This is a genomic window from Viridibacillus arenosi (assembly GCF_001955655.1).
Lineage (GTDB): Bacteria > Bacillota > Bacilli > Bacillales_A > Planococcaceae > Viridibacillus > Viridibacillus arenosi.
In genome coordinates this window covers 13,778-33,779 of sequence record NZ_MSPW01000016.1, presented here as the reverse complement: position 1 = coordinate 33,779, position 20,002 = coordinate 13,778, and the positions used below count along the sequence as shown (strand labels likewise).

At 34.6% G+C, this 20,002-nt stretch carries 15 protein-coding genes; 3 read left to right on the top strand and 12 right to left on the bottom strand.

Annotated features, from left to right (window positions below; genetic code table 11):
* Positions 1-39: 39 nt before the first annotated feature.
* On the bottom strand, positions 40-1,506 hold the full coding sequence (locus BK137_RS20085; protein ID WP_038182285.1) for an aminoacyl-histidine dipeptidase: 1,467 nt from the start codon (positions 1,504-1,506) through the stop codon (positions 40-42).
* 426 nt (positions 1,507-1,932) lie between these two features.
* The gene (locus BK137_RS20080) at positions 1,933-2,352 is read right to left on the bottom strand and encodes an ATP--cob(I)alamin adenosyltransferase (protein WP_038182290.1); all 420 of its coding nucleotides are present in this window, start codon (positions 2,350-2,352) and stop codon (positions 1,933-1,935) included.
* A 343-nt stretch (positions 2,353-2,695) separates the two neighbouring features.
* Here BK137_RS20080 and BK137_RS20075 point away from each other — a divergent pair, with 343 nt between their 5' ends.
* Complete coding sequence (locus BK137_RS20075; RefSeq protein WP_038182294.1) at positions 2,696-3,151, top strand: hypothetical protein; 456 nt, start codon at positions 2,696-2,698, stop codon at positions 3,149-3,151.
* Between the two features lie 128 nt (positions 3,152-3,279).
* Here BK137_RS20075 and BK137_RS20070 read toward each other — a convergent pair whose 3' ends face one another.
* The gene (locus tag BK137_RS20070) at positions 3,280-4,668 is read right to left on the bottom strand and encodes a DHA2 family efflux MFS transporter permease subunit (RefSeq protein WP_412104685.1); all 1,389 of its coding nucleotides are present in this window, start codon (positions 4,666-4,668) and stop codon (positions 3,280-3,282) included.
* A gap of 197 nt (positions 4,669-4,865) precedes the next feature.
* Between BK137_RS20070 and BK137_RS20065 the strand changes: the two genes are divergently transcribed.
* Positions 4,866-5,438, top strand: a complete 573-nt coding sequence (locus BK137_RS20065) for a TetR/AcrR family transcriptional regulator (protein ID WP_038182302.1) — start codon at positions 4,866-4,868, stop codon at positions 5,436-5,438.
* 106 nt (positions 5,439-5,544) lie between these two features.
* On the opposite strand, the gene vanY is transcribed toward BK137_RS20065, so the two are convergent.
* From vanY to BK137_RS20040, 5 genes are all read right to left on the bottom strand, one after another.
* Entirely contained in the window at positions 5,545-6,402 is an 858-nt protein-coding gene (gene vanY, locus BK137_RS20060; RefSeq protein ID WP_038182303.1) for a VanY-A/VanY-F/VanY-M family D-Ala-D-Ala carboxypeptidase, read from the bottom strand.
* A gap of 83 nt (positions 6,403-6,485) precedes the next feature.
* Positions 6,486-7,604 (bottom strand): HAMP domain-containing sensor histidine kinase, encoded by a 1,119-nt coding sequence (locus BK137_RS20055; protein WP_038182304.1) that lies wholly within the window; start codon positions 7,602-7,604, stop codon positions 6,486-6,488.
* Entirely contained in the window at positions 7,597-8,295 is a 699-nt protein-coding gene (locus tag BK137_RS20050) for a response regulator transcription factor (RefSeq protein WP_038182305.1), read from the bottom strand. Before BK137_RS20050 ends, BK137_RS20055 begins: the two co-directional genes overlap by 8 nt.
* A 221-nt stretch (positions 8,296-8,516) precedes the next feature.
* Positions 8,517-10,646, bottom strand: coding sequence for a type IA DNA topoisomerase (locus tag BK137_RS20045; RefSeq protein WP_038182308.1), 2,130 nt, complete (start codon positions 10,644-10,646; stop codon positions 8,517-8,519).
* A 122-nt stretch (positions 10,647-10,768) separates the two neighbouring features.
* Positions 10,769-11,497, bottom strand: coding sequence for a sulfite exporter TauE/SafE family protein (locus tag BK137_RS20040; RefSeq protein ID WP_038182311.1), 729 nt, complete (start codon positions 11,495-11,497; stop codon positions 10,769-10,771).
* A gap of 244 nt (positions 11,498-11,741) precedes the next feature.
* On the opposite strand from BK137_RS20040, the gene BK137_RS20035 reads away from it, so the two are divergent.
* Positions 11,742-14,336 (top strand): Ig-like domain-containing protein, encoded by a 2,595-nt coding sequence (locus BK137_RS20035; protein ID WP_038182314.1) that lies wholly within the window; start codon positions 11,742-11,744, stop codon positions 14,334-14,336.
* A 255-nt stretch (positions 14,337-14,591) separates the two neighbouring features.
* Here BK137_RS20035 and BK137_RS20030 read toward each other — a convergent pair whose 3' ends face one another.
* From BK137_RS20030 to BK137_RS20015, 4 genes are all read right to left on the bottom strand, one after another.
* A complete protein-coding gene (locus BK137_RS20030; RefSeq protein WP_038182315.1) occupies positions 14,592-15,773 on the bottom strand; it encodes an iron-containing alcohol dehydrogenase in 1,182 nt (393 codons plus the stop codon).
* Between the two features lie 17 nt (positions 15,774-15,790).
* A complete protein-coding gene (locus BK137_RS20025) occupies positions 15,791-17,209 on the bottom strand; it encodes an aldehyde dehydrogenase family protein (protein ID WP_038182319.1) in 1,419 nt (472 codons plus the stop codon).
* Between the two features lie 18 nt (positions 17,210-17,227).
* Entirely contained in the window at positions 17,228-18,613 is a 1,386-nt protein-coding gene (locus BK137_RS20020) for a membrane protein (RefSeq protein ID WP_038182322.1), read from the bottom strand.
* A 171-nt stretch (positions 18,614-18,784) separates the two neighbouring features.
* Positions 18,785-19,789 (bottom strand): LacI family DNA-binding transcriptional regulator, encoded by a 1,005-nt coding sequence (locus BK137_RS20015; RefSeq protein ID WP_412104679.1) that lies wholly within the window; start codon positions 19,787-19,789, stop codon positions 18,785-18,787.
* Positions 19,790-20,002: the final 213 nt, after the last annotated feature.

The following is a 20,002-nucleotide window of genomic DNA, read 5'->3' as shown; positions in this document are numbered from 1 at the left end:
ATTAATTTGGAAACTTTTACGCCTGCTACTTTAATTAATTTACAGAAGATCTTTCATTCTCTTTAACGTATAAATGAAATATTCCCAGTTATTGATGGTTGAAGATATACTTATATGCTCATCTGGGGTATGCACTAGAAATATATCTGGTCCAATGGAAATAGCATCTAAACCTGGAATCTTCTCAATAAATACACCACACTCAATCCCAGCATGTACAGCAATTACTTCCATCTCTTTACCGTATTTTTCTTTATACGTCGCTTCAAATAGTTTCTTCGCTTTTGAATCAGGATTATAAGGCCATTCAGGATAATCAGAATCAATGAGTACTTCACATTCAAGCATTTCTGCAATCGATCTTACTTGAGTGACCATATAGGATTTAGCACTTTTGATAGAACTTCTTATTTCACTTTCGAATGTAATAGATGAATCAGTTGTCGTTACAACTCCTAAATTAGTAGAACTTTCCACTAACCCCTCTATTGCCATACTCATTCCTTGAACACCATGTGGTATTAATAGCAATGAAGTAATAGCTTTATGCTTCGTTTCGTTAGAGAATACATTTGTAGAGCTTATTTCTCTTTTTTCTAAGACAATCGATACATTTGGATCTGAAAACTGTAATTCGTTTTTCAATATATCATTGTATTTCTCAATTTTTTCTTTTATCTGCTCGTCATCTTCCTTTTGAATGAAGACAATTGCTTCTGCTTCTCTTGGAATGGCATTAGGCTTTAAACCACCATTAATCTGTTGTATAGAATATTGAAATTCCGATGATAGTTCATGTAATACTCTTCCTAATAATTTATTAGAATTACCTCTCTCCTTATTGATAGAGATACCAGAGTGTCCACCTTTTAATCCTTTAATACGAATGCAGTAAGCTACTTCATGATCCTTAGCATTCTCCCATTTAATCGGCAGTACTTGCGTAACATGTACGCCCCCGGCACTGCTGACAAGTAATTTACCATCTTCTTCTGAATCGATATTAATCAAAATTTCACCTTTGAAATGGGCAGCATCTACAGCAATCGCACCATTCATCGTTGTCTCTTCTTCAGTCGTAATGACCACTTCTAGAGAAGGGTGAGGGATATCATTAGCATCTAATAATGCTAACGCATATGCAACTGCGATTCCGTTGTCTGCTCCTAAAGTAGTATCCGTTGCATACAGCATGTCCCCTACTATTCTTAATTGTAGAGGATCCTTTTCAAAATCATGCATCGTATCTTGGTTTTTCTCACAAACCATATCCATATGCCCTTGAATAATGACTGTCGGAACATTTTCATATCCAGTAGTAGCATCTTTTTTAATGATGACATTTAATGCCGAGTCTTGTATTACTTCGAGGTCGCGCTCTTCTGCAAAGCGAACTAGATAATCGCTAATCGCTTTCTCATTCCCTGAACCTCTTGGAATTTTGGATATCTCTGCAAAAAAATGAAATACTCTATGACTTGTTAGTTTTTCTAGATTACTATACATACGATTCACCTTCTCTTTAACAATATTTGAAATGTTTAGTATTATTATAGCTCAACCTTGAGACAAGATGTTGTCCCCAGTATTCATTGTCAGAATATAAATATGTAACTTTAGAATTTAGATTGTTCATTTTTATACTTCTTATTAAATAAAACAATTTTTACTTCTATAAGAAATTTGGCCAGCATCTATTGTAAATACTTGAACTGCTTTGGATGATGCTTCGTTTAATGTTAAAAAACAACCATGCTGGCAATTTCTTTTAGTTTTCCTGGACGACCTATTAGTAATTGTGTAAGTACAACTAATTTTATTCCGATATTCTAGAGTAATAGTATTGAATTGAGAATCTCTTCCCAAATCTTCAATGATTACTGCTTATTTTTAACTAACATCACCATGTTTTGCTTCATGGCTTCTCCCTTTTTAATTCTTATTTAACCATTCGAAAGCTTGAACTACTGCATTGGCAATTTCGATATCTTGTGCACTACTGCCTCCACTAATTCCTATACCGCCAACAATTTTCCCTTCACTAACTAAAGGAATACCTCCTCCAAGAATGACGATATGACCGTTATTTGTGGTATTTATACCAAATGAAGGACTACCTGGAAGAGCTGCTTGCGATAAATTTGCAGTCGGCATCTGCATACTTACACTAGTCCAAGCCTTGTCTTTAGAGATTTCAATACCTGCGATTCTCGCATTATCCATTCGAAGAAAAGCAATCAAATGAGCGCCATCATCTACAATGGCAATATTGCTAGAGAGCCCCATTTGATAGGATTTCTGTTCGGCAACACTCAATAATCGTTTTGCTGTTTCAAGAGTAAGTTTAGCCAAAATTCCACCTCTTTCTTATATGCCTATAGGATATGGCGATACAATAGAAATGGTGTAAACTTAAGCTAATAAGATACATTGTTCTAAATCATCCCGAATTGATGTCACTTTTAATTTTTCTATCCAATTTTCTGCTTCAGATATTCTTCTACTTTTGGACATAAAAAACCCTCTTGGATAAACATAACCAGAGGGGTAAACGTTGCGACTTTATTTCAAGGCTTCATTAAAGATAAAGTGTTTGATATAATATTTTAATTATTCAAATAACAACCTTGCAATTGTATTTAATTCCCATTAGTCTTATATAAAGACATTTTAGAAATGGGGATGGTTATATTTTATGAAAAAAGCACTCATCACCATCATTATCGGTATTGTATTAGTGGCTGGATCATATGGCATTTTTCAATACAATAAGTATAAAGAAAAACCAATAACGGATGTTCTAACGCACTTAGAAGACAGTAAGGTTAGCTCTATAGATGTAACAAAAATGAATAAATTAAAATTTGGAAAAAACTATACTTTTAAAAATGATAATTCCTCGATTTTAAAATTACTAAAGAAGGTAAAGCTACGTCTTACAAAAGATGATTACGATATGTTTAATTGTAATTATATAATGTCTATCACAACAGATTTGGACCGAATTACTATATTTTTGTTTGTTGATGAAAAAGAGATGGTTATCTTTAGCGATACTGAAAGTTGGGGTAGAAGACATTATAAAGCTACTGATAGTGACTTTTTTGATGTTGTAGAAACATTATTAACTAAAGAAAATGAAGATGTGTAAATAAAAAGAGGCAATCCAAAAAGTCAATTTCTCGACTATTGGATACCCCTTTGCAAATTCAAGTATTATGAATTGTCTATTTTGTTAAATCAATCGATTTTATCCTTTTAGAACAACCATGCTATCTCCTATTTCGTACGTTTTATGAATAGCGAAACAACTATAGCAAGTAAAACGATGATAAATCCTAACGTAAATGCAGAATCAAAACCTGCTGTTAAAGCAGCTACTATTTCCGTTGGGTCATTTGGATTTTCAGACTGTGTTAAATAATCTTTTTGTCCAGATGACATTTTACTAATGAATAGTGCCGTTCCAATGGCTCCTGCTACTTGCTGTAACGTACTAAAGATTGCTGTACCATGTGCATACAATTCTTTAGGTAATTGATTTAGGCCATGTGTTTGTGTAGGCATCATGACAAGCGAGATACCCACTAATAGCATACAATGGATCGTAATAATATATCCTGTTGTCGTTGCAACATCAATCCCTATAAACATCCACATTGCAACAGCTACTAACACAATCCCAGGAATGATAATAGTACGAGGACCATATTTGTCAAAAAGCTTCCCGGTAATCGGAGCCATGAAACCATTTAACACACTTCCTGGCAACATAATTAAACCAGATTTAAAAGCTGATACTAAAAGTACACCCTGTAAAAACATTGGTAGTAATGTCATAGTTGAGAACATCGCCATCATGACAATGACAATTAGTACAACTGTTATTGAAAACATTGGATACTTAAATGTACGTAAATTGAGTATTGGATCCTTAATTTTTAATTGTCTTATAATGAACCAGATTAATGAAGCAACTCCGATTATTAAAGTACAATATACTTCTGCATTTCCCCATCCAAGCTCTCCTGACTTACTAAAGCTATAGACAAATCCGCCAAACCCGATTGTTGATAAAATAATTGATAAGACATCTACTGCTGGTCTAGTTATTTCCGAAACATTCTTTAAATACTTTGCCCCAACAATAATTGATATTAGAGCAAGTGGTATTACGATGTAAAATAACCAGCGCCAATTAAGAGTATCAATAATTACTCCTGAAAGAGTCGGCCCAATAGCTGGTGCAAACATAATAACTAGGCCAATTAAACCCATTGCTCCACCACGTTCTTCCGGTGGGAAGATGATTAAAATGGTATTCATCATAATCGGTATGATTAAACCCGTACCGAATGCTTGTATAATACGCCCCACAAGCAAAAAGCTAAATGCTGGTGCAAATGCCGCAATAATTGTTCCTATTAAAAATAAGATCATCGCAGATAAAAACAATTGCCTAGTTGTAAACCACTGTTGTAATAAAGCGGTAACAGGCACTAACACGCCAACAACTAACATATAGACGGTAGTTAACCACTGGATAGTAGTAGGTGTTACACTAAATTCACGCATCAATTCTGGCAATGCATTACTTAATAGTGTTTCATTTAAAATAGAAACAAAAGCACCAATAATCATAGCAATGATAATCGGTCCTTTTTTTATATTCGATAAATCGAATGGATCACTAGGTGATACTTGATTGGTCGTGTTCAAATTTATTTCCTCATTCCTAAATATTTGCTACACTTGTAGGATAAAGCTACTAATGTCTACTAAATAATATACACATTTAATTTTAATGTTGAAAGAATCAAATTTAATTGAGTATCTATATAAACTACAAATCAAGGAGAATGTAGATGAATTTTAATGATAAAAAGGTCGATCTTAGGGTTAGAAGAACATATAAATTATTGTGGGAGGCACTTGAAGAATTGCTATCGCAACCTGGACAGGAGTTTAGCTCAGTTACTGTCAATCAAATTTGCGAAAAGGCAATGGTTCACCGTACTACTTTTTATAAGCATTTTGAGGATAAATACGACTTATTATATTTTGGAATTGAACAATTTAACGAAAAATATGTGAAGGTTAGCTTAGAAGAACGTGTATTAAAACCATTCCAATCCTTTGAAATGGTTCCAAACTTAGAGTTGTTAGACAACATTATGCAATCAAATAAAAATGATGATATTTTCAATAACTATATGAATTATCGTAATAAAGAGACACTAAAGCACGATTTTTTAGAGTTAAATAACCGCGGGGAGAACTTCTCGGTACCAATTGAAATCATTGTGGAATTTTACTCAGGAGCGCTCTCTTCGCTTAGTGCATGGTGGGTTCAAAATGGTCGCAAGGTTCCAGCAAAACAAATGGATCAATATTTTCACGAAATGATTAATAAAGAATTTTTCACTAGTTCAAAATAGATGTTTCTAATTGGAGCTTCTCCTATCCTGCCTTACTTCAGTAACATTGTTTGAACAGCCATAATGACAGTTCAAACAATGTGATAGTCATTTATTAAGTAGACTACTATTCATGAACCGTCACTATTATTCCGTCCACATTATTTCCTGATATTTCATAATGTTGATCCACAGGGACATTAATTGTCCTACTCTTTGAAATTTCATAATAAGAAACCGTATAATTTTTCCCCTCAGCATTAATGGAAATATCCCTATTCTCTTTCAAGAAATCTAAGTATTCTTCTAAAGTTAGTTTCTTTTTATGCATAATGGCACTATGAGGTAAACCGACATAGCGTATATGCCAAGGTTCATATTGAATCCCTGTAATGTTTGTTTTATTTTTCGGATAGCGTAGAACAAAGCCGTACTTCCATACCTCTTCTTCAATCCATTTTCCTTCTGGAGCTTTCTCCATTTTCATTTGAGTAGACCCTACATCGAGTGATAAACCTAAATTATGTTCGCTATATCCTGCTGGCAATGCATAATTAGAGCCCATTTTTTGATATAGCTCACTTTGCTCATCAAAATCTCGATAGCTACTACTAATTAAAAAATGACTAACACCTTCTTTTTCCGCCGCTTCTACTACCTTCAAAAATTTATTTACAATATCCTTTGATAGGCGAAGATTTCTATCAAGTATTACATAGCCACTTACTAACTCTTTATTTTGAAATAAATTTATAATATCGGATTTTATGCTATCTTTCTGAACTGGGTAATCTTTATTAACTAGTAATAGATCACCTTTATAAATTTGCTCTTTTGTAATTTCTTTCTTTTCGGTATTCGTTAAAGTTACCTTTTCATCCTTTTCCGCAACCTTAACCTCTACGCCATTTTGATAAAATGATGCCATATAAATACTAACAAATACTGTGCACAATATAAGTGAAAAAAATACCCACTTTTTCATTACTAGTTTCCTCCTTAACCTTACTTAAGTATAGGATAGAAAAAACTATTTAAATAAAAAGTGGGGTAAACTTAAAATTTTTATTAAATTTTTAAATAAGATTCCGCACCATCGTCTGCTGGTAATCTTACTTCAAATATTGTTCGGATTAAATTACTTTCAGCAGAAATCGTTCCGTTATGTTGCTCTACAATATTTTTCGCAATGAATAAGCCAAGCCCTGTACTTTCTTGATTCTGGGTTCGTGCTTTATCACCCGTATAAAACATATCGAAAAGATACGGCAACTCTTCCTCTGGAATACTATCTCCATAATTAATAATTTGTACGACAACTTCTCCATTATCAATATGTCCATTTAATTCAACAAACTGTCCATCATAGCCGTAACGAATTGCATTGGTTAATAGATTTTCAAATACTCTTGCCAACAATTTACCGTCTCCATAAATATTTAAATGAGGAGCAATATTCATTCTAGCTACTAAATCATTCTTTTCTAATAAAGGATATAATTCTTCATCTAACTGTATAAGTAATTCACTTATATCAATCAACCTTTTCTCAACCTTTAGCATGCCATATTTCATTCTTGTTATTTCAAATAGCTCATCAATTAGTCCTTCTAATCGTTGAGACTTCGTAAATGCTATCGTCGAAAAATGTTTAATTTGCTCTTTTGTTAAATTCTCCTCTTTAAGAATTAAATCTAAATAGCCTAAAACAGATGTTAATGGAGTTCTTAAATCATGAGCCAAATTTAAAACTAACTGATCCTTACTATTTTCCGCAAAATCACCTCTTTCAACAGCTTCTTTTAACTTTTCACTTGCTAAATTGATTTCGTGCGCAATATCACTAAATTCATCATTTGAATCAACATGAACTCGATTTGTAAAATCACCGTTAGCAAGATAATGAATTCCATTAGAAATTTCATTAAAGTACTTTGAATATGGTCTAGTAAGAAAAAAGAAAAACAAAATAGATAGAGGGATAAATATAATTAAAAAGAAATTAACATCTCCAATATTTCTAATCGTTGACCGAAATTGAGACAAAGGATCCTCATAACGAACCATAGTTTTATAATAGAGCTGAAGCCCTTTGTAGATTATATACGTAATGCCACCAGCTAATATCATGCTTAAAGCAAATAATGCAATCATTTTTGAGCGGAAGCTTCTTACCATTTTAGCCATTGAATGTATAACCAACCCCCCAAACGGTTTTGATCAATTTATTTTTCCTCTTATCTTCTCCAAGTTTTTTCCGTAAAGTACGAATATGTACCATAACTGTATTTCCGCCTTCATAGTACTCCTCGTCCCACACTTGTTGAAAGATATTTTCCACACTATATACTTTCTTCGGATGGCTCGCTAATAAATATAAAATATCAAACTCTTTTGGAGTTAATTCAATATGCTCATCGTGAACACTAACTGTCCTTTGCTCAGGATAAATGACCACTCCACTAATTTCCAAAACATCTTTATTTTCATCCTTTTTCGGTTGATTCAACAGGAAAAATCGTCGCAAATGAGCATTTACACGTGCAACTAATTCTATCGGAGTGAAAGGTTTCGTCATATAATCATCTGCTCCTATTACTAGTCCTGTCACCTTATCGAAATCAGACGTTTTCGCACTCAAGAAAATGATAGGCATATGATATTGCCCTCGAATTTGACGCGTAACTTCATAACCGTCCATTTTTGGCATCATAATATCTAAAATCACCAAATCAATTTGTTGAGATTCGATAACACGAATAACTTCTTCTCCATCAGCTACTTTAACGACATTGTAGCCTTCTTTTTCTAAATGTATCCCAACTAAATCAGCAATTTCTGCTTCATCGTCAGCTACCAAAATTGATACTCGCTTCATTTTAATACACCCCTATATCATTTCAATTCCATACTACTTACACTCTAAAAATTTCTTCATTATATCTTTTCACACGCTCTATTTTAAAATCTTTCACGCTGAACTGTAGCTTTCTTAAAGGAGTATCGAACTTTAATTAAATGGAACTTTAAGGGCTTCCCTCATAAAACCCTAGCACACAAACCAACAATATTATAACTACTACAAGTTACTTTTTAGTACTAAAACTCAAACACAATCTTACCTTCAACTAGCTTCAACTTCGCACTAAACATTGAACCTTTCTTCGATTTAAAGCCTTTCATTTCCTTTGTCACACCGTCTTGACAAAGGTCTGACACCTGCTTCGGTGATAGTTTTTTACCTGCAACTGTTTTAGATACAGTAAACTTACAGCCTGCTTTATAATTCGAGCAGCCATAAAAACTTTTACGAGATAACATCTGTCCTTTTTTACAGATTGGGCAAAGTCCAAGTGGTTCATTGGAAGCACTACCCTCAGCGGCTGCTTGAATATCCGTTTTCTCTACCATTTTTGGAGTTACTTCTATTAAATGATTTAAAAACTTGCAGACATTTTGTATGAAAGCTTCTTTTGAACCTGTACCATTACCAATTTTCCGCAAATAAGTCTCCCATTTCGCGGTCATTGTAGGACTTGATAATAGTGACCCTTCAATCGTCTGGCATAATACGCGTCCTTTATCTGTTATTGAAACGATATTTTTTGTCACGTCTATATAACCATGGCGTTTTATCGTCTCAATAATACCTGAACGTGTTGCTTCAGTACCGAGCCCTTCCACTTCCTTCAAAATATCGCTAGCGCTCTCATCATCCACGAGCTTTCCACAGGTTTTCATCATTTGCACAAGCTGTCCTTCCGAATAAGGCTTTGGAGGCTGGGTTGTCCCTTCATGAATAGCAACTTTTGACTCTACTACCTCATTCACACTTACTCGAGGTAATAATGGTTCTTCATCCTTTTTCTTTGTCGGTTCACTCCCACTCCATAGTGTTTTAAATCCTGGATCTAGCTCCACTTTGCCAACTGTTTTAAAATCGACTGCCTTCACATTCGTCATGATCGTCGTTTCTTCATATACATGATCTCTATGGAACATCGCCAATGCACTCTTCACTATTTCAAAGTAAATATTTCGTTCCATTGGCGATAAGCCTTGTACTTTTGCAGCCGTAGGAATTGTTTTTGTTGGGATGATGGCATAGTGCTCTTCCACTTGTGCATTATCTACATAACGCTTTTGAGGACGTGCATTTGCAATCTCAAATGGTTTATCAACGATTTTCTGATAATCCGCTACTCTGTCAACCAGATAACTAAATTCGGCTTCAGTTATATACTGACAATCTGATCTTGGATAAGAGACTAGCTTTTTCTCATACAAACCTTGTACAACATCCAACACTTTTGCTGGACTGTATTTCCATATTTTATTGGCTTTAGCTTGTAATGTAGAAAGAGCATGTAACTTCGGAGGTTTAATGTGCTTTCGCGCTTTTTTAACATCTTGAATCACACCCGGCAGAATTTCACCTTCAGCAATACAAGCTTGATGCAGTATTTGCTCGACTTCCTCTCGCTTATCCTTCTTAATAGCCGCTTTCCCTTTATACGGCCCTTTTTCAGCTAAAAATTCAGCAGTTAGTTCATAGAAATTAGTCGGTTTAAAATGTTCGATTTCTTGTTGTCTTTGATAAATCATATAAACTGTTGGCGATTGCACACGACCAATCGACATCGTTTCATTTAGACCCTTTGCCTTCAGCAGCATCGTGTATAAGCGACTTGCATTCATCCCAACGAGCCAATCACTGATTTGACGTGCCTGCGCTTCATGATACAACAGTAGATCCTTATCATTATTTCGCAAATTGGCGAACCCTTTGCGTATCTCATCTACCTCAAGTGAATTTATCCAAAGTCGCTGAACTGGCTTCTGACGCACACCTGTTTGACGATAGATAGAATAAAAAATATTAGATCCTTCTCTGTCCACATCGCATGCGTTAATAAGCACATGTGCTTCTTTAAACAACCGCTTTACCTCTTGAAACTGATCCCACTTGCCTTTCGCCACTCGGAATTCGTAGTTATCCGGTATCATTGGCAATTGTGCCAGAGACCAGCGCTTCCATTCTGGCTTGTAATCTGCGGGTTGTTTTAATTCAACTAAATGCCCTATCCCCCAAGTAATCGTCGCTCCTTCTGGAAACGTCTGATTTGGGGCAAGTTCTATGTAATGTTTTGTTTTCTTTGCTACTTGAAAAGCATCTGCATAAGCTTTCGCCTGCGATGGTTTTTCAGCTAAAATCACTGTAAGTCCCATACTAACACCTCTATTTATATCCTTACTCGTATCATACCGAAAATTTGTTCGGCTGGCTATTGGAGAACTTGAAAAACGTTTCAAAAGTGAGATGACTTTTGAAACGTTCGGAATAGAGTTTACTATACTAAAGAACTTAAACTTTCAATTAATAGAAAAAGTCCTGTACATATCAAAAGAATATAAGTAAATATTCTAAAGACCCGTTGGTTTATCCATTTGAAAATAATTTGCCCTATAAACAAACCGATAAATACGATGGGAATCGCATATAGACTTGATTGCCATATGTGTTTGCTAGTTCCAGTAAAGATGATTTGAGTTATTAGACTGATAAAATATATAAAGAGATAAAAGGCTAATGTCGTTGCTCTTAGCTTTCCTTTTTCAGTATCTGTTCCTGTAAAGTAAAGCAATAATGGCGGCCCAGGCATACCTATACTTGTAGTCAAAACTCCTGAAATACCCCCTACTATGTAATCCCTAATTGGTGTTGCTTTCACTTTGAAATTGCATATCAATAATAAAGTCAATAGTAAAAGGAGTATGCTAACCCCTAATTTTAAAGCATGTATATTCATCGACATAAAGATGAATATACCTATTGGTACACCAACTATACTTCCTAAAATAATTCTTTTTAATAGAAACATATCAATGTCATGACGTATTTTCAAAATTAACGCTACAGAGATAATTAAAGATAAAATAATATTAATTTGTATAGCTTCTTGCGGTTGAAATAACATTAACAAGAACGGCGTCGCCATTATAGAAAAACCAAAACCAGTGCTTGATTGTAAAATAGAAGCCACTAGAATAATACATATAAAGATGAATACAGTCCCCAAAACAACCCTCCTATATAAATATACACTTACTAGTATTTTATCATTTTATGACGGATATTTATTAAACTGCATCTTAATTAGTCCTCAAACTTAAGCATTACAAGTTTCCTTCTAAAATACTACTCTCCATAACAAATGTTTAGATTTCTGAAATTTTTAATAAAATGATAAAAAATTGATAATTTATAAGTAAATCTACTTATTAAATGTTATAATTTTCAAAGTGAACTGGAGGAGATATTATTTGAAATTTTTTAATAAAATTATTCTAATATCATTTTTAGGGTTATTATGTATATTTACGTTTTCTCTAAATAATGAAGCGAAAGCAGCTGAAAAAGTAACAAAGCTTAATTTTACGCCCTTTGATACAGAACTAGATAAAGATCACGATATTCTTTACATGACAGATTTGGGGAGTAAAACAATTTATGCACACTATTATAAAACTGGGCAAATAAAGTCGCTGAAGCTCCCTTATGCAGCGGAACGTTTGACATTGAGAAACGAAAAGCTTTATGTCACACAACTAAAACAAAATCATACACACTCGACAGAAAGCCCAGAAATCGGAGCCATTGCCGTAGTAAAGACAACGAACTTTACAATCGAAGATGTTATAGATATTGAAACTGATCCATATGATATTGCCGTGGATAAAGATAACTATTTATACATAACACCAGGTTCAGGGCAACATAATAACATTCTCGTATATAATTTAGCTACAAAACAGCGTGTGGAAAATAAAAAAAACTCATCTATATATGAACAATCGACTGTTGTCTACAATGAAGAATTATCGAAACTTTATACAATTTCTAATAGTAGCTCACCCACCGATATTAAAACGAAAGACATAAATCATGGGATTATTACAGCAAGCTATGACTCACCTGATCATGGGGATTATGCAATAGATCAAACATCAAGTTTATCACCCGATGGATTAAGATTATATAATTTAGGAACGGCGTATAGTTTAACATCCGTAGAATCTGGTGATATGACTTTTAAATTTGATTTTGGTGAATGGTATAACGACTTTGCCTTTAATGACGAATTCACATTTGCGGCAAGCACTGACTCAGGTGTTGATGTTTATTCTTATGAAACAAATGAATTCTTATATACACTCTACGGCACACAATTAGCGAAAGAAGTATTTGTAGATGATGGATTGCTAACTATCACAGAAGATGCAAAGGCTAAATATTCCGTTCGTTTTAATGAGTCATTGCAATCTAATGCACTAACACTCGTGAAATCTACATATGAAGCAACAAATCGCTATAACAGTCATTATGTTGAAATTTTTCAAGACGGTGTTAAATATATACCATTAGACAGTACTTTTAAGATTTATTTCAACCATAATATTTCCAACTCTAATACAGACAAATTTACTCTAACTGATTCCAATGGAGAAGTACCAATCAATGTTAAGATTAAAAAGAATGTAGTAACAATTCAACCAAAAGAATTACAATATTTCACAGATTATACTTTGAATATTGCTAACGGTGCAGTAGTAGGTTATCTAGGTGCGACACAAGACAATGCCATAAACTACCATTTCACTACACTAGCACAACCAGCCTCAGATTTGTCCCTATCTGTGAACGACGATGGTGCTCCTACTAAATATATTTTCACTGCGAATGCAGCAAAAGGTAGTGACGTTGAATATCAATTTTCTGTTGCGACAACAGGTTCCTATACAATTCACCAACCATTTAGTACTACTCGTAGCTTCGTGTTAAAACCGACACGTTCAGGTAGTTATTCCATAAGAGTAGAAGCACGTAGTAAAAACTCTGGAAATTTATCCGATACAGGTCTGTTAAAGGAGATAAGAGTTGTTGATTATGAAATGCCAAAACTCGCTACCATTACGAAAAACTATGATAAAAATCTAAACACCGTTACTATCAATATTCAAGCTACTGATAATACTGGTATTCGATCGATTACATTACCGAATGGAACAGTTGTAAATAAGGCCTATGCAACATTTACGTTAAATAAAAACGGGAGCCATTTGGTAGAAATAGAAGATATATTCGGCAATGTACGGACAGAAGATATTTTTGTCGACGATATTGATTTTTCATCACCAAAACTAAACGTAAAACCAAGCACAACAAAACCAACTAAAAAGAATGTCACATTGACAATTAATGCAACTGATAATGTAGGTATTAAAAAACTTACATTACCAGATGGGTCAATATTACAATCTAGTAATGCCACTTTTACTGCTACAAAAAATGGCACGTACAAAGTCATTGCAGAAGATTATGCAGGCTTAAAAGAGACCTATAAATTTACCGTTTCTAATATTTACAAACAAGCACCGAAAACTCCAGTAGTTCATACTCTTGGAGATGCGGATGTAATGATTTCTGGTAAAGCAGAGCCATATGTAGATTTCGTCTTAAAAATACCTGGTAAAAAAGCAATGGTAACATGGACTTCCGATGATGGTACATTCCAATTTTACATCCCTCGACAAAAAGCAGGTGCGAAAGTAACTTTTTATGCTAAAAACCCACTTGGGGAAACAAGTAAAAAGAAAACGATTATTGTAAAGGATACGACCCCACCCCCAGTATCAAATATATCGATTACATCGGCATCTGTTATGAATGTAAAATCTGAAAGCAGTGCAACAGTTTACATTTATAACGGCAAAAAGTTAGTGAAGAAAACAACAGCGAAAAAATCAGGCTATGTACGTGTACAAATACCTCGCCAAAAAGTAGGCACTACATTATCGATCTATGCAAAAGATAAAGTAGGTAATAAAAGTAAAGTAAAGAAATTTACAATAAAATAAGGCACAGAAAAAAGGGAAGCAATATATATTGCTTCCTTTTTTTGAGGCTATTTATGATGTTTATTCATTGTTCAGAAATGTGATAGAGATACGGCTTACAAATTCCATAATCAACAAAGCTATTTCTAACAACTCACATTTCCACAATAAAACTACTCGATAAATCCCTTATCCATATATCGGTAATATACTTCATTTTTTATTCGTGTTACGATCTGTTGCTCATCTAGCAGCTGTACATCCTTCTATATAAAACTATTTTTGTTTCTCTACAATAACACCATTAAATGCTGATTTATAAATCGCATAGATGTCTTCTTTTAACAATGGTAGTGGACTTCTAGCTAGAATACGTTTTTGTTCAATCGCATCATTTGTAAGTCCTTCTAAAGCATCTTCCGTAATATTAAAGCCTTTTAAAGTAGATGGAATATTAACGTCTTCTACAAGTCGTTTTAACTCAATCACACATTTATATGATGCTTCTGTTTGTGAAAGGTTTGTAGCGCTAAAGCCCATTGCTTCATATATATCTTTCATACGTTTTTCACAGCTTTGACGAATATAGCCCATTACATATGGAAGAAGTACGGCATTTGAGTCACCATGAGCAATATGGAATTGACCTCCGATTGGATAAGCTAATGCATGTACGCCTGCTACGCCTGCATTAAAGAAGGCAAGTCCTGCTAAGTAGCTACCATAACTCATATCTGAACGAGCTTGTTTATCCGTACCATTTTTTACAGCTGTACGAATAGAATTGCTTATTAAACGAATTGCTTGTAGTGCTAATGCATCTGAAACTGGACTAGCAAATTTTGAAATATATGCTTCAACTGCATGTGTAAGTGCATCGACACCCGTTGCAGCAGTAATTTTTGGAGGTAAAGAAATTGTTAATGCAGGGTCTACAATTGCCACATCAGCAAGTAAATAATCATGTGCAATAACATCTTTTGTTGTTTCTAATGATAGCACTGAAATATTCGTAATTTCAGAGCCAGTACCTGATGTAGTTGGCACAAGAATGGTTGGAATACCTTTTGATTGAATTTCCTTCGTCCCAGTTAAATTTAAATAGTCTTCAACTTTACCTTCATGAGTAGCTAACACACCTGCAATTTTTGTTAAATCTAATGCACTACCCCCTCCAAGACCAATAACTAAATCGAATTGATGCTCTCTCGTATAGGCAACAACTTTTTCACCAATTGCTAAAGGTGGTTCAGGTACAACTTCAGTGTAAATATCAACCTCCAAACCTGCTTTTTCAAGTGGTACAACTATATTATTTGTTAACCCTAGTTCTTCTAAGAATGGATCTGTTACTAGTAGAATTTTTTGTGCATTAAATCGTTTAACTTCTTCTTCTAAATGTTCTAATGAGCCCCAACCAGTATAGCTAATTGGTGCAAAAGTAATTTTTTCAGACATTGCAATCGCTCCCCTTTTTATTGATTCCAGACAACAAGTTTTGTTTCGGTCATTTCATGAATGGCGTATTTCAACCCTTCTTTACCAGTGCCACTTTCTTTGACACCACCATAAGGCATTTGGTCAATACGGTAAGTAGGAATATCGTTGATCATAACTCCACCAACTTCTAATTCTTTCGAAGCTTTAAATGCTGTCTTAATATCGCTCGTGAAAATGCCCGCTTGCAAACCGTAGTTTGAGTTGTTAATTGCTTGAATGCCTTCTTCAACGGAAGAAATTCTGTTCACAATAACTACAGGTGCAAAAACTTCTTGGCATGAAAGCTTTGCATCTTCTGCTACATTTCCCAAAATGGTTGGCATGAAAACATCATTTTCAACTTTACCACCGATTAATACTGAAGCACCTGCTTCCACTGCTTCATTTACCCAGTCAGTTGCACGTTGTTGTTCCTTTTCATGAATCATTGCAGAAACATCAGTTGTTAAATCTAATGGATTACCTATGACTAACTCTTTTGTTTCCTCAACAAATTTAGAAAGGAATTCTTCCGCAAGCTCATCCATTACATAAATACGTTGTAGTGAAATACATACTTGACCTTGATTTGAAAAAGCGCCACTCACGCATTTTGAAACGATTTCATCAATATTGACATTCTTATCAATAATAAGGCCTGCGTTTGAGCCTAATTCTAATGCCACTTTCTTTAAACCTGCTTTATTGCGAATTCCAATGCCTACAGCCGGGCTACCCGTAAAGGTAATCATGCTAACTTTATCGCTTTCCACTAATGCGTCACCAACTGTTTTACCCCCACCAGTTACTACATTAAACGCACCTTTTGGTAAAGCTGTTTGATCGATTAATTTCGCTAAAAACAATGCTGAAAGAGGTGTTTGTGATGCTGGTTTCAAAACAATTGTATTACCAGCAGCAATAGCTGGTCCTACCTTATGCGCTACTAGATTTTGTGGAAAGTTAAATGGTGTAATAGCACCAACTACTCCAATTGGCTGCTCAATTGTGTATCCTAAACGGTTCCCACCATTTTTGGCAGCATCCATTGGAATCATTTCGCCAGTAAGACGTTTTGCTTCTTCAGCAGCAAATTTATAGGTTTCAATCGTGCGATCAATTTCGCCCAATGCAAATTTCAACGGTTTTGCTGCTTCAATAGATATAATTTCAGCCGCTTCTTCTCTATTTTCGATAAATAATCTCGTAATATCTTCAAGAATAGCTGCTCTTTCATAAGCAGTTAGTTTGGCCATTTCCACTCTAGCTTCGTAAGCAATATTGATAGCTTCCTCAACTTCAATTCTAGTAGCCTGTGGAATTTTTGCAATAATCTCTTTTGTATGTGGTGATGCTAATTCTGCGTATTGTACTGATTTTTTCCATTCACCGTTCACATAATAACTTTTTTCCATAAAGCAAAATCTCCCTTTTTAAGCGATTTCTTTATTTTCTTCACTATCTTTAACAAAAGTATTATCAACTTCTCCTTTGAAGAAATCTTTCCCGTAAATTAGTAAGCATAGAAGAATTCCTACTGCAAAGCCCCAAGTTGCGCCTTTAATACAAAGCACTGCACCTATAACACCTGCAACACCTAAATCACGTTGACTTCTCGCTTCTAGAACACCTACTTTAACACTTACAAAGCCTTGAATTAACATCGTTAACGCTAAGGCAACACCAAGAATCGGTTGTACAAGACTTACAATTGGTAGTAATAATAAGCCTGTATTTGTACCCCAACGGAATGAACCAATACCTCCGAAGAACGAGTCCATCGCTTTTCGGCCTTTTTTGAATCGTTCTACAGTGACAACTTGCATCGCTGCCCACATCGGTCCACACATCGATACGTCTGGTCCAAGAATACTCATTGCAGAGTTACGGATACCGAAAATCCAGTGAGCACGGTTCGCATTGTAATCAATTTTCTCATCAGGTCTAGCTACTTGTGCTTCATCAATTAATGCTTTAGCTTGTAAAATTTCACCGAATAATACGATGTATGCTGCGATTACAGTTGGAATAGCCATTAAGAATGTTTTTAAAGGTGGTAGCCCAATTCCGAACACTGTATATTCATTCCAAAGTGTTATAAAATCTGGTTTTGAAAAGCCCCATTCAATTGCTGGCCAATGTGCTTCTCCAAAGATTGGCGCAACGATTACTGCCAATAAAATAACTGGAAGTACACCTAATTTACCAATGATGCGTAATATGCCGTTTTTGTTTTGTAACTTCGCAAATTGTTTCGAGAATAATAAGTAAAATCCGATCCCAACAGCGATTGTGATTGTCCATGGGAACGTATCAAATTTACCGCCTACTTGGAATACTGAAATAATTGCAGCAAAGCCAGCACCTAAAATGATGCCTGATTTCATTGCTGGAGGGATTAATCGAACAACTTTTGTGGCAAGCCCTGTTGCTCCGAGCAGTAACGACAGTATCCCGAGTGTCATCTGGAAGGCTATGAGGGCATGTATTCGATCTTGTCCCTCTGCAAACTCTTGTACATACAACACAAGTAACGGAATAGCAGGTGTAATCCATCCTGGTACTACTGGGTCCCCTAAAAGATGATGTAGTAAATAAAATACTCCGTTTGCCATAACAATTGCTAACGCAACTTCAAAAGGCATCCCCAATACTTCTGTCATTAACGGTATTGCTGAAAGATCAACCGCACACATTAATAACCCTTGCACATAATCCGGCCATTCAAATTTGTAGTGAATGAACGGCATTCTAATTTTGAATGGTCCAGCTGGTATATACGGTGATTCTTCTCCATACGCACGTTTTTTCCATAGCATGAATCATTTCTCCCCTTTGTGTTGTTTATGTAACCCCTTACATGTTGAACGAAATAAAAAATCCAACACATTTCAAAATACAAATAGCTCAAATGAATACGTAACCATTTCACATCAAAAATAAAAGCTAACCAAAATGGTTACGTATTCATTTTATAAAATAGAAAAGATTCAATCTTTTCTTTTAGCTGTTGTATTTCTTAAAAAGACTTTAACAGATTCAGTTATTTGTATGCAAGTACTTTTTTCTAGCTCGATCATCTCAATAAGCTTTTCAATGGCCAGACGTCCTAAGTTATTTTCTGTAATACTCCCAACCGTTGTCAATTGCATAGCTCCATGGTTACTCAAATCCACATTATCAATTCCAATTATACTAATATCTTCCGGTATTTTTAATCCAGAGCTTAAGGCATTATTCATTAAATTAAATGCTACTGAGTCTGCCCCACTACAAATGGCGGTTGGTTTTTCTTTACATTTCTGCAATGTTTCAAACGCTTTTTGAATATCATTTTTAGTTGAATCTGTATGGAAAATATATAAGGGATTCTCAATAATTCGATATTTTTTCAATGCTTTTTTGTATCCTTCAAAACGATTTTTAAATGTACTCACCGTTAAAGGACCTCCAACCCATGCAATATCTTTATGGCCAAGTTGAATTAAATGCTCCGCAGCTAAAAAACCTGCCTCCTCATTGTCAATTTCTACAAAGAGTTCTTCATTTTTATGTTTACGGTTATACGTTATAAATGGAATAGACATCTTTTTTAATCTTTCAAAAATCGGGTCATCTAATAAAATGCATGACAAAATCATGCCATCAACTTTGTTTTCAATTGCTGATGAATATGCTTCCGATAGCTTTTTATCATTCACAAAGTGAACATTAACTCTATATCCATTTTCGTTTGCATAGTTAACAATTGCAGTTGTAGTATCTACAAAGAAAGGATTATGTAATGGCCCTGATAAGAGCGTGATGACTCCAGTTTTTTTCTGTACTAGTGAGCGTGCATTAGCATCTGGTACATAGCTTAATTTTTCAATTGCTTTTAATACTTTATCTTTTGTTTTCTGCTTAACTAGATCAGGTGTATTTAGTACTCGTGAAACAGTCGTTTGTGAAACTCCTGCATGTTTGGCAACATCTTTTGAAGAAACCACTATCATTGCCCCTTTTCCTTTAATTTCTCTCTTAAATATACATGGAAAACGGCAATTCAGTAAAGTTTTCTACCAGTTTGTTTGTTATATGAATTCAGATAATACGCAAAAAGTTCAATCAAAAATTTAAGATTACTATTCTAGTTATCTACCAAAATTAAAATAAAATATAACAGCTTGCATATATCTAACGAATTGCAAACTGTAAATTATATCTTT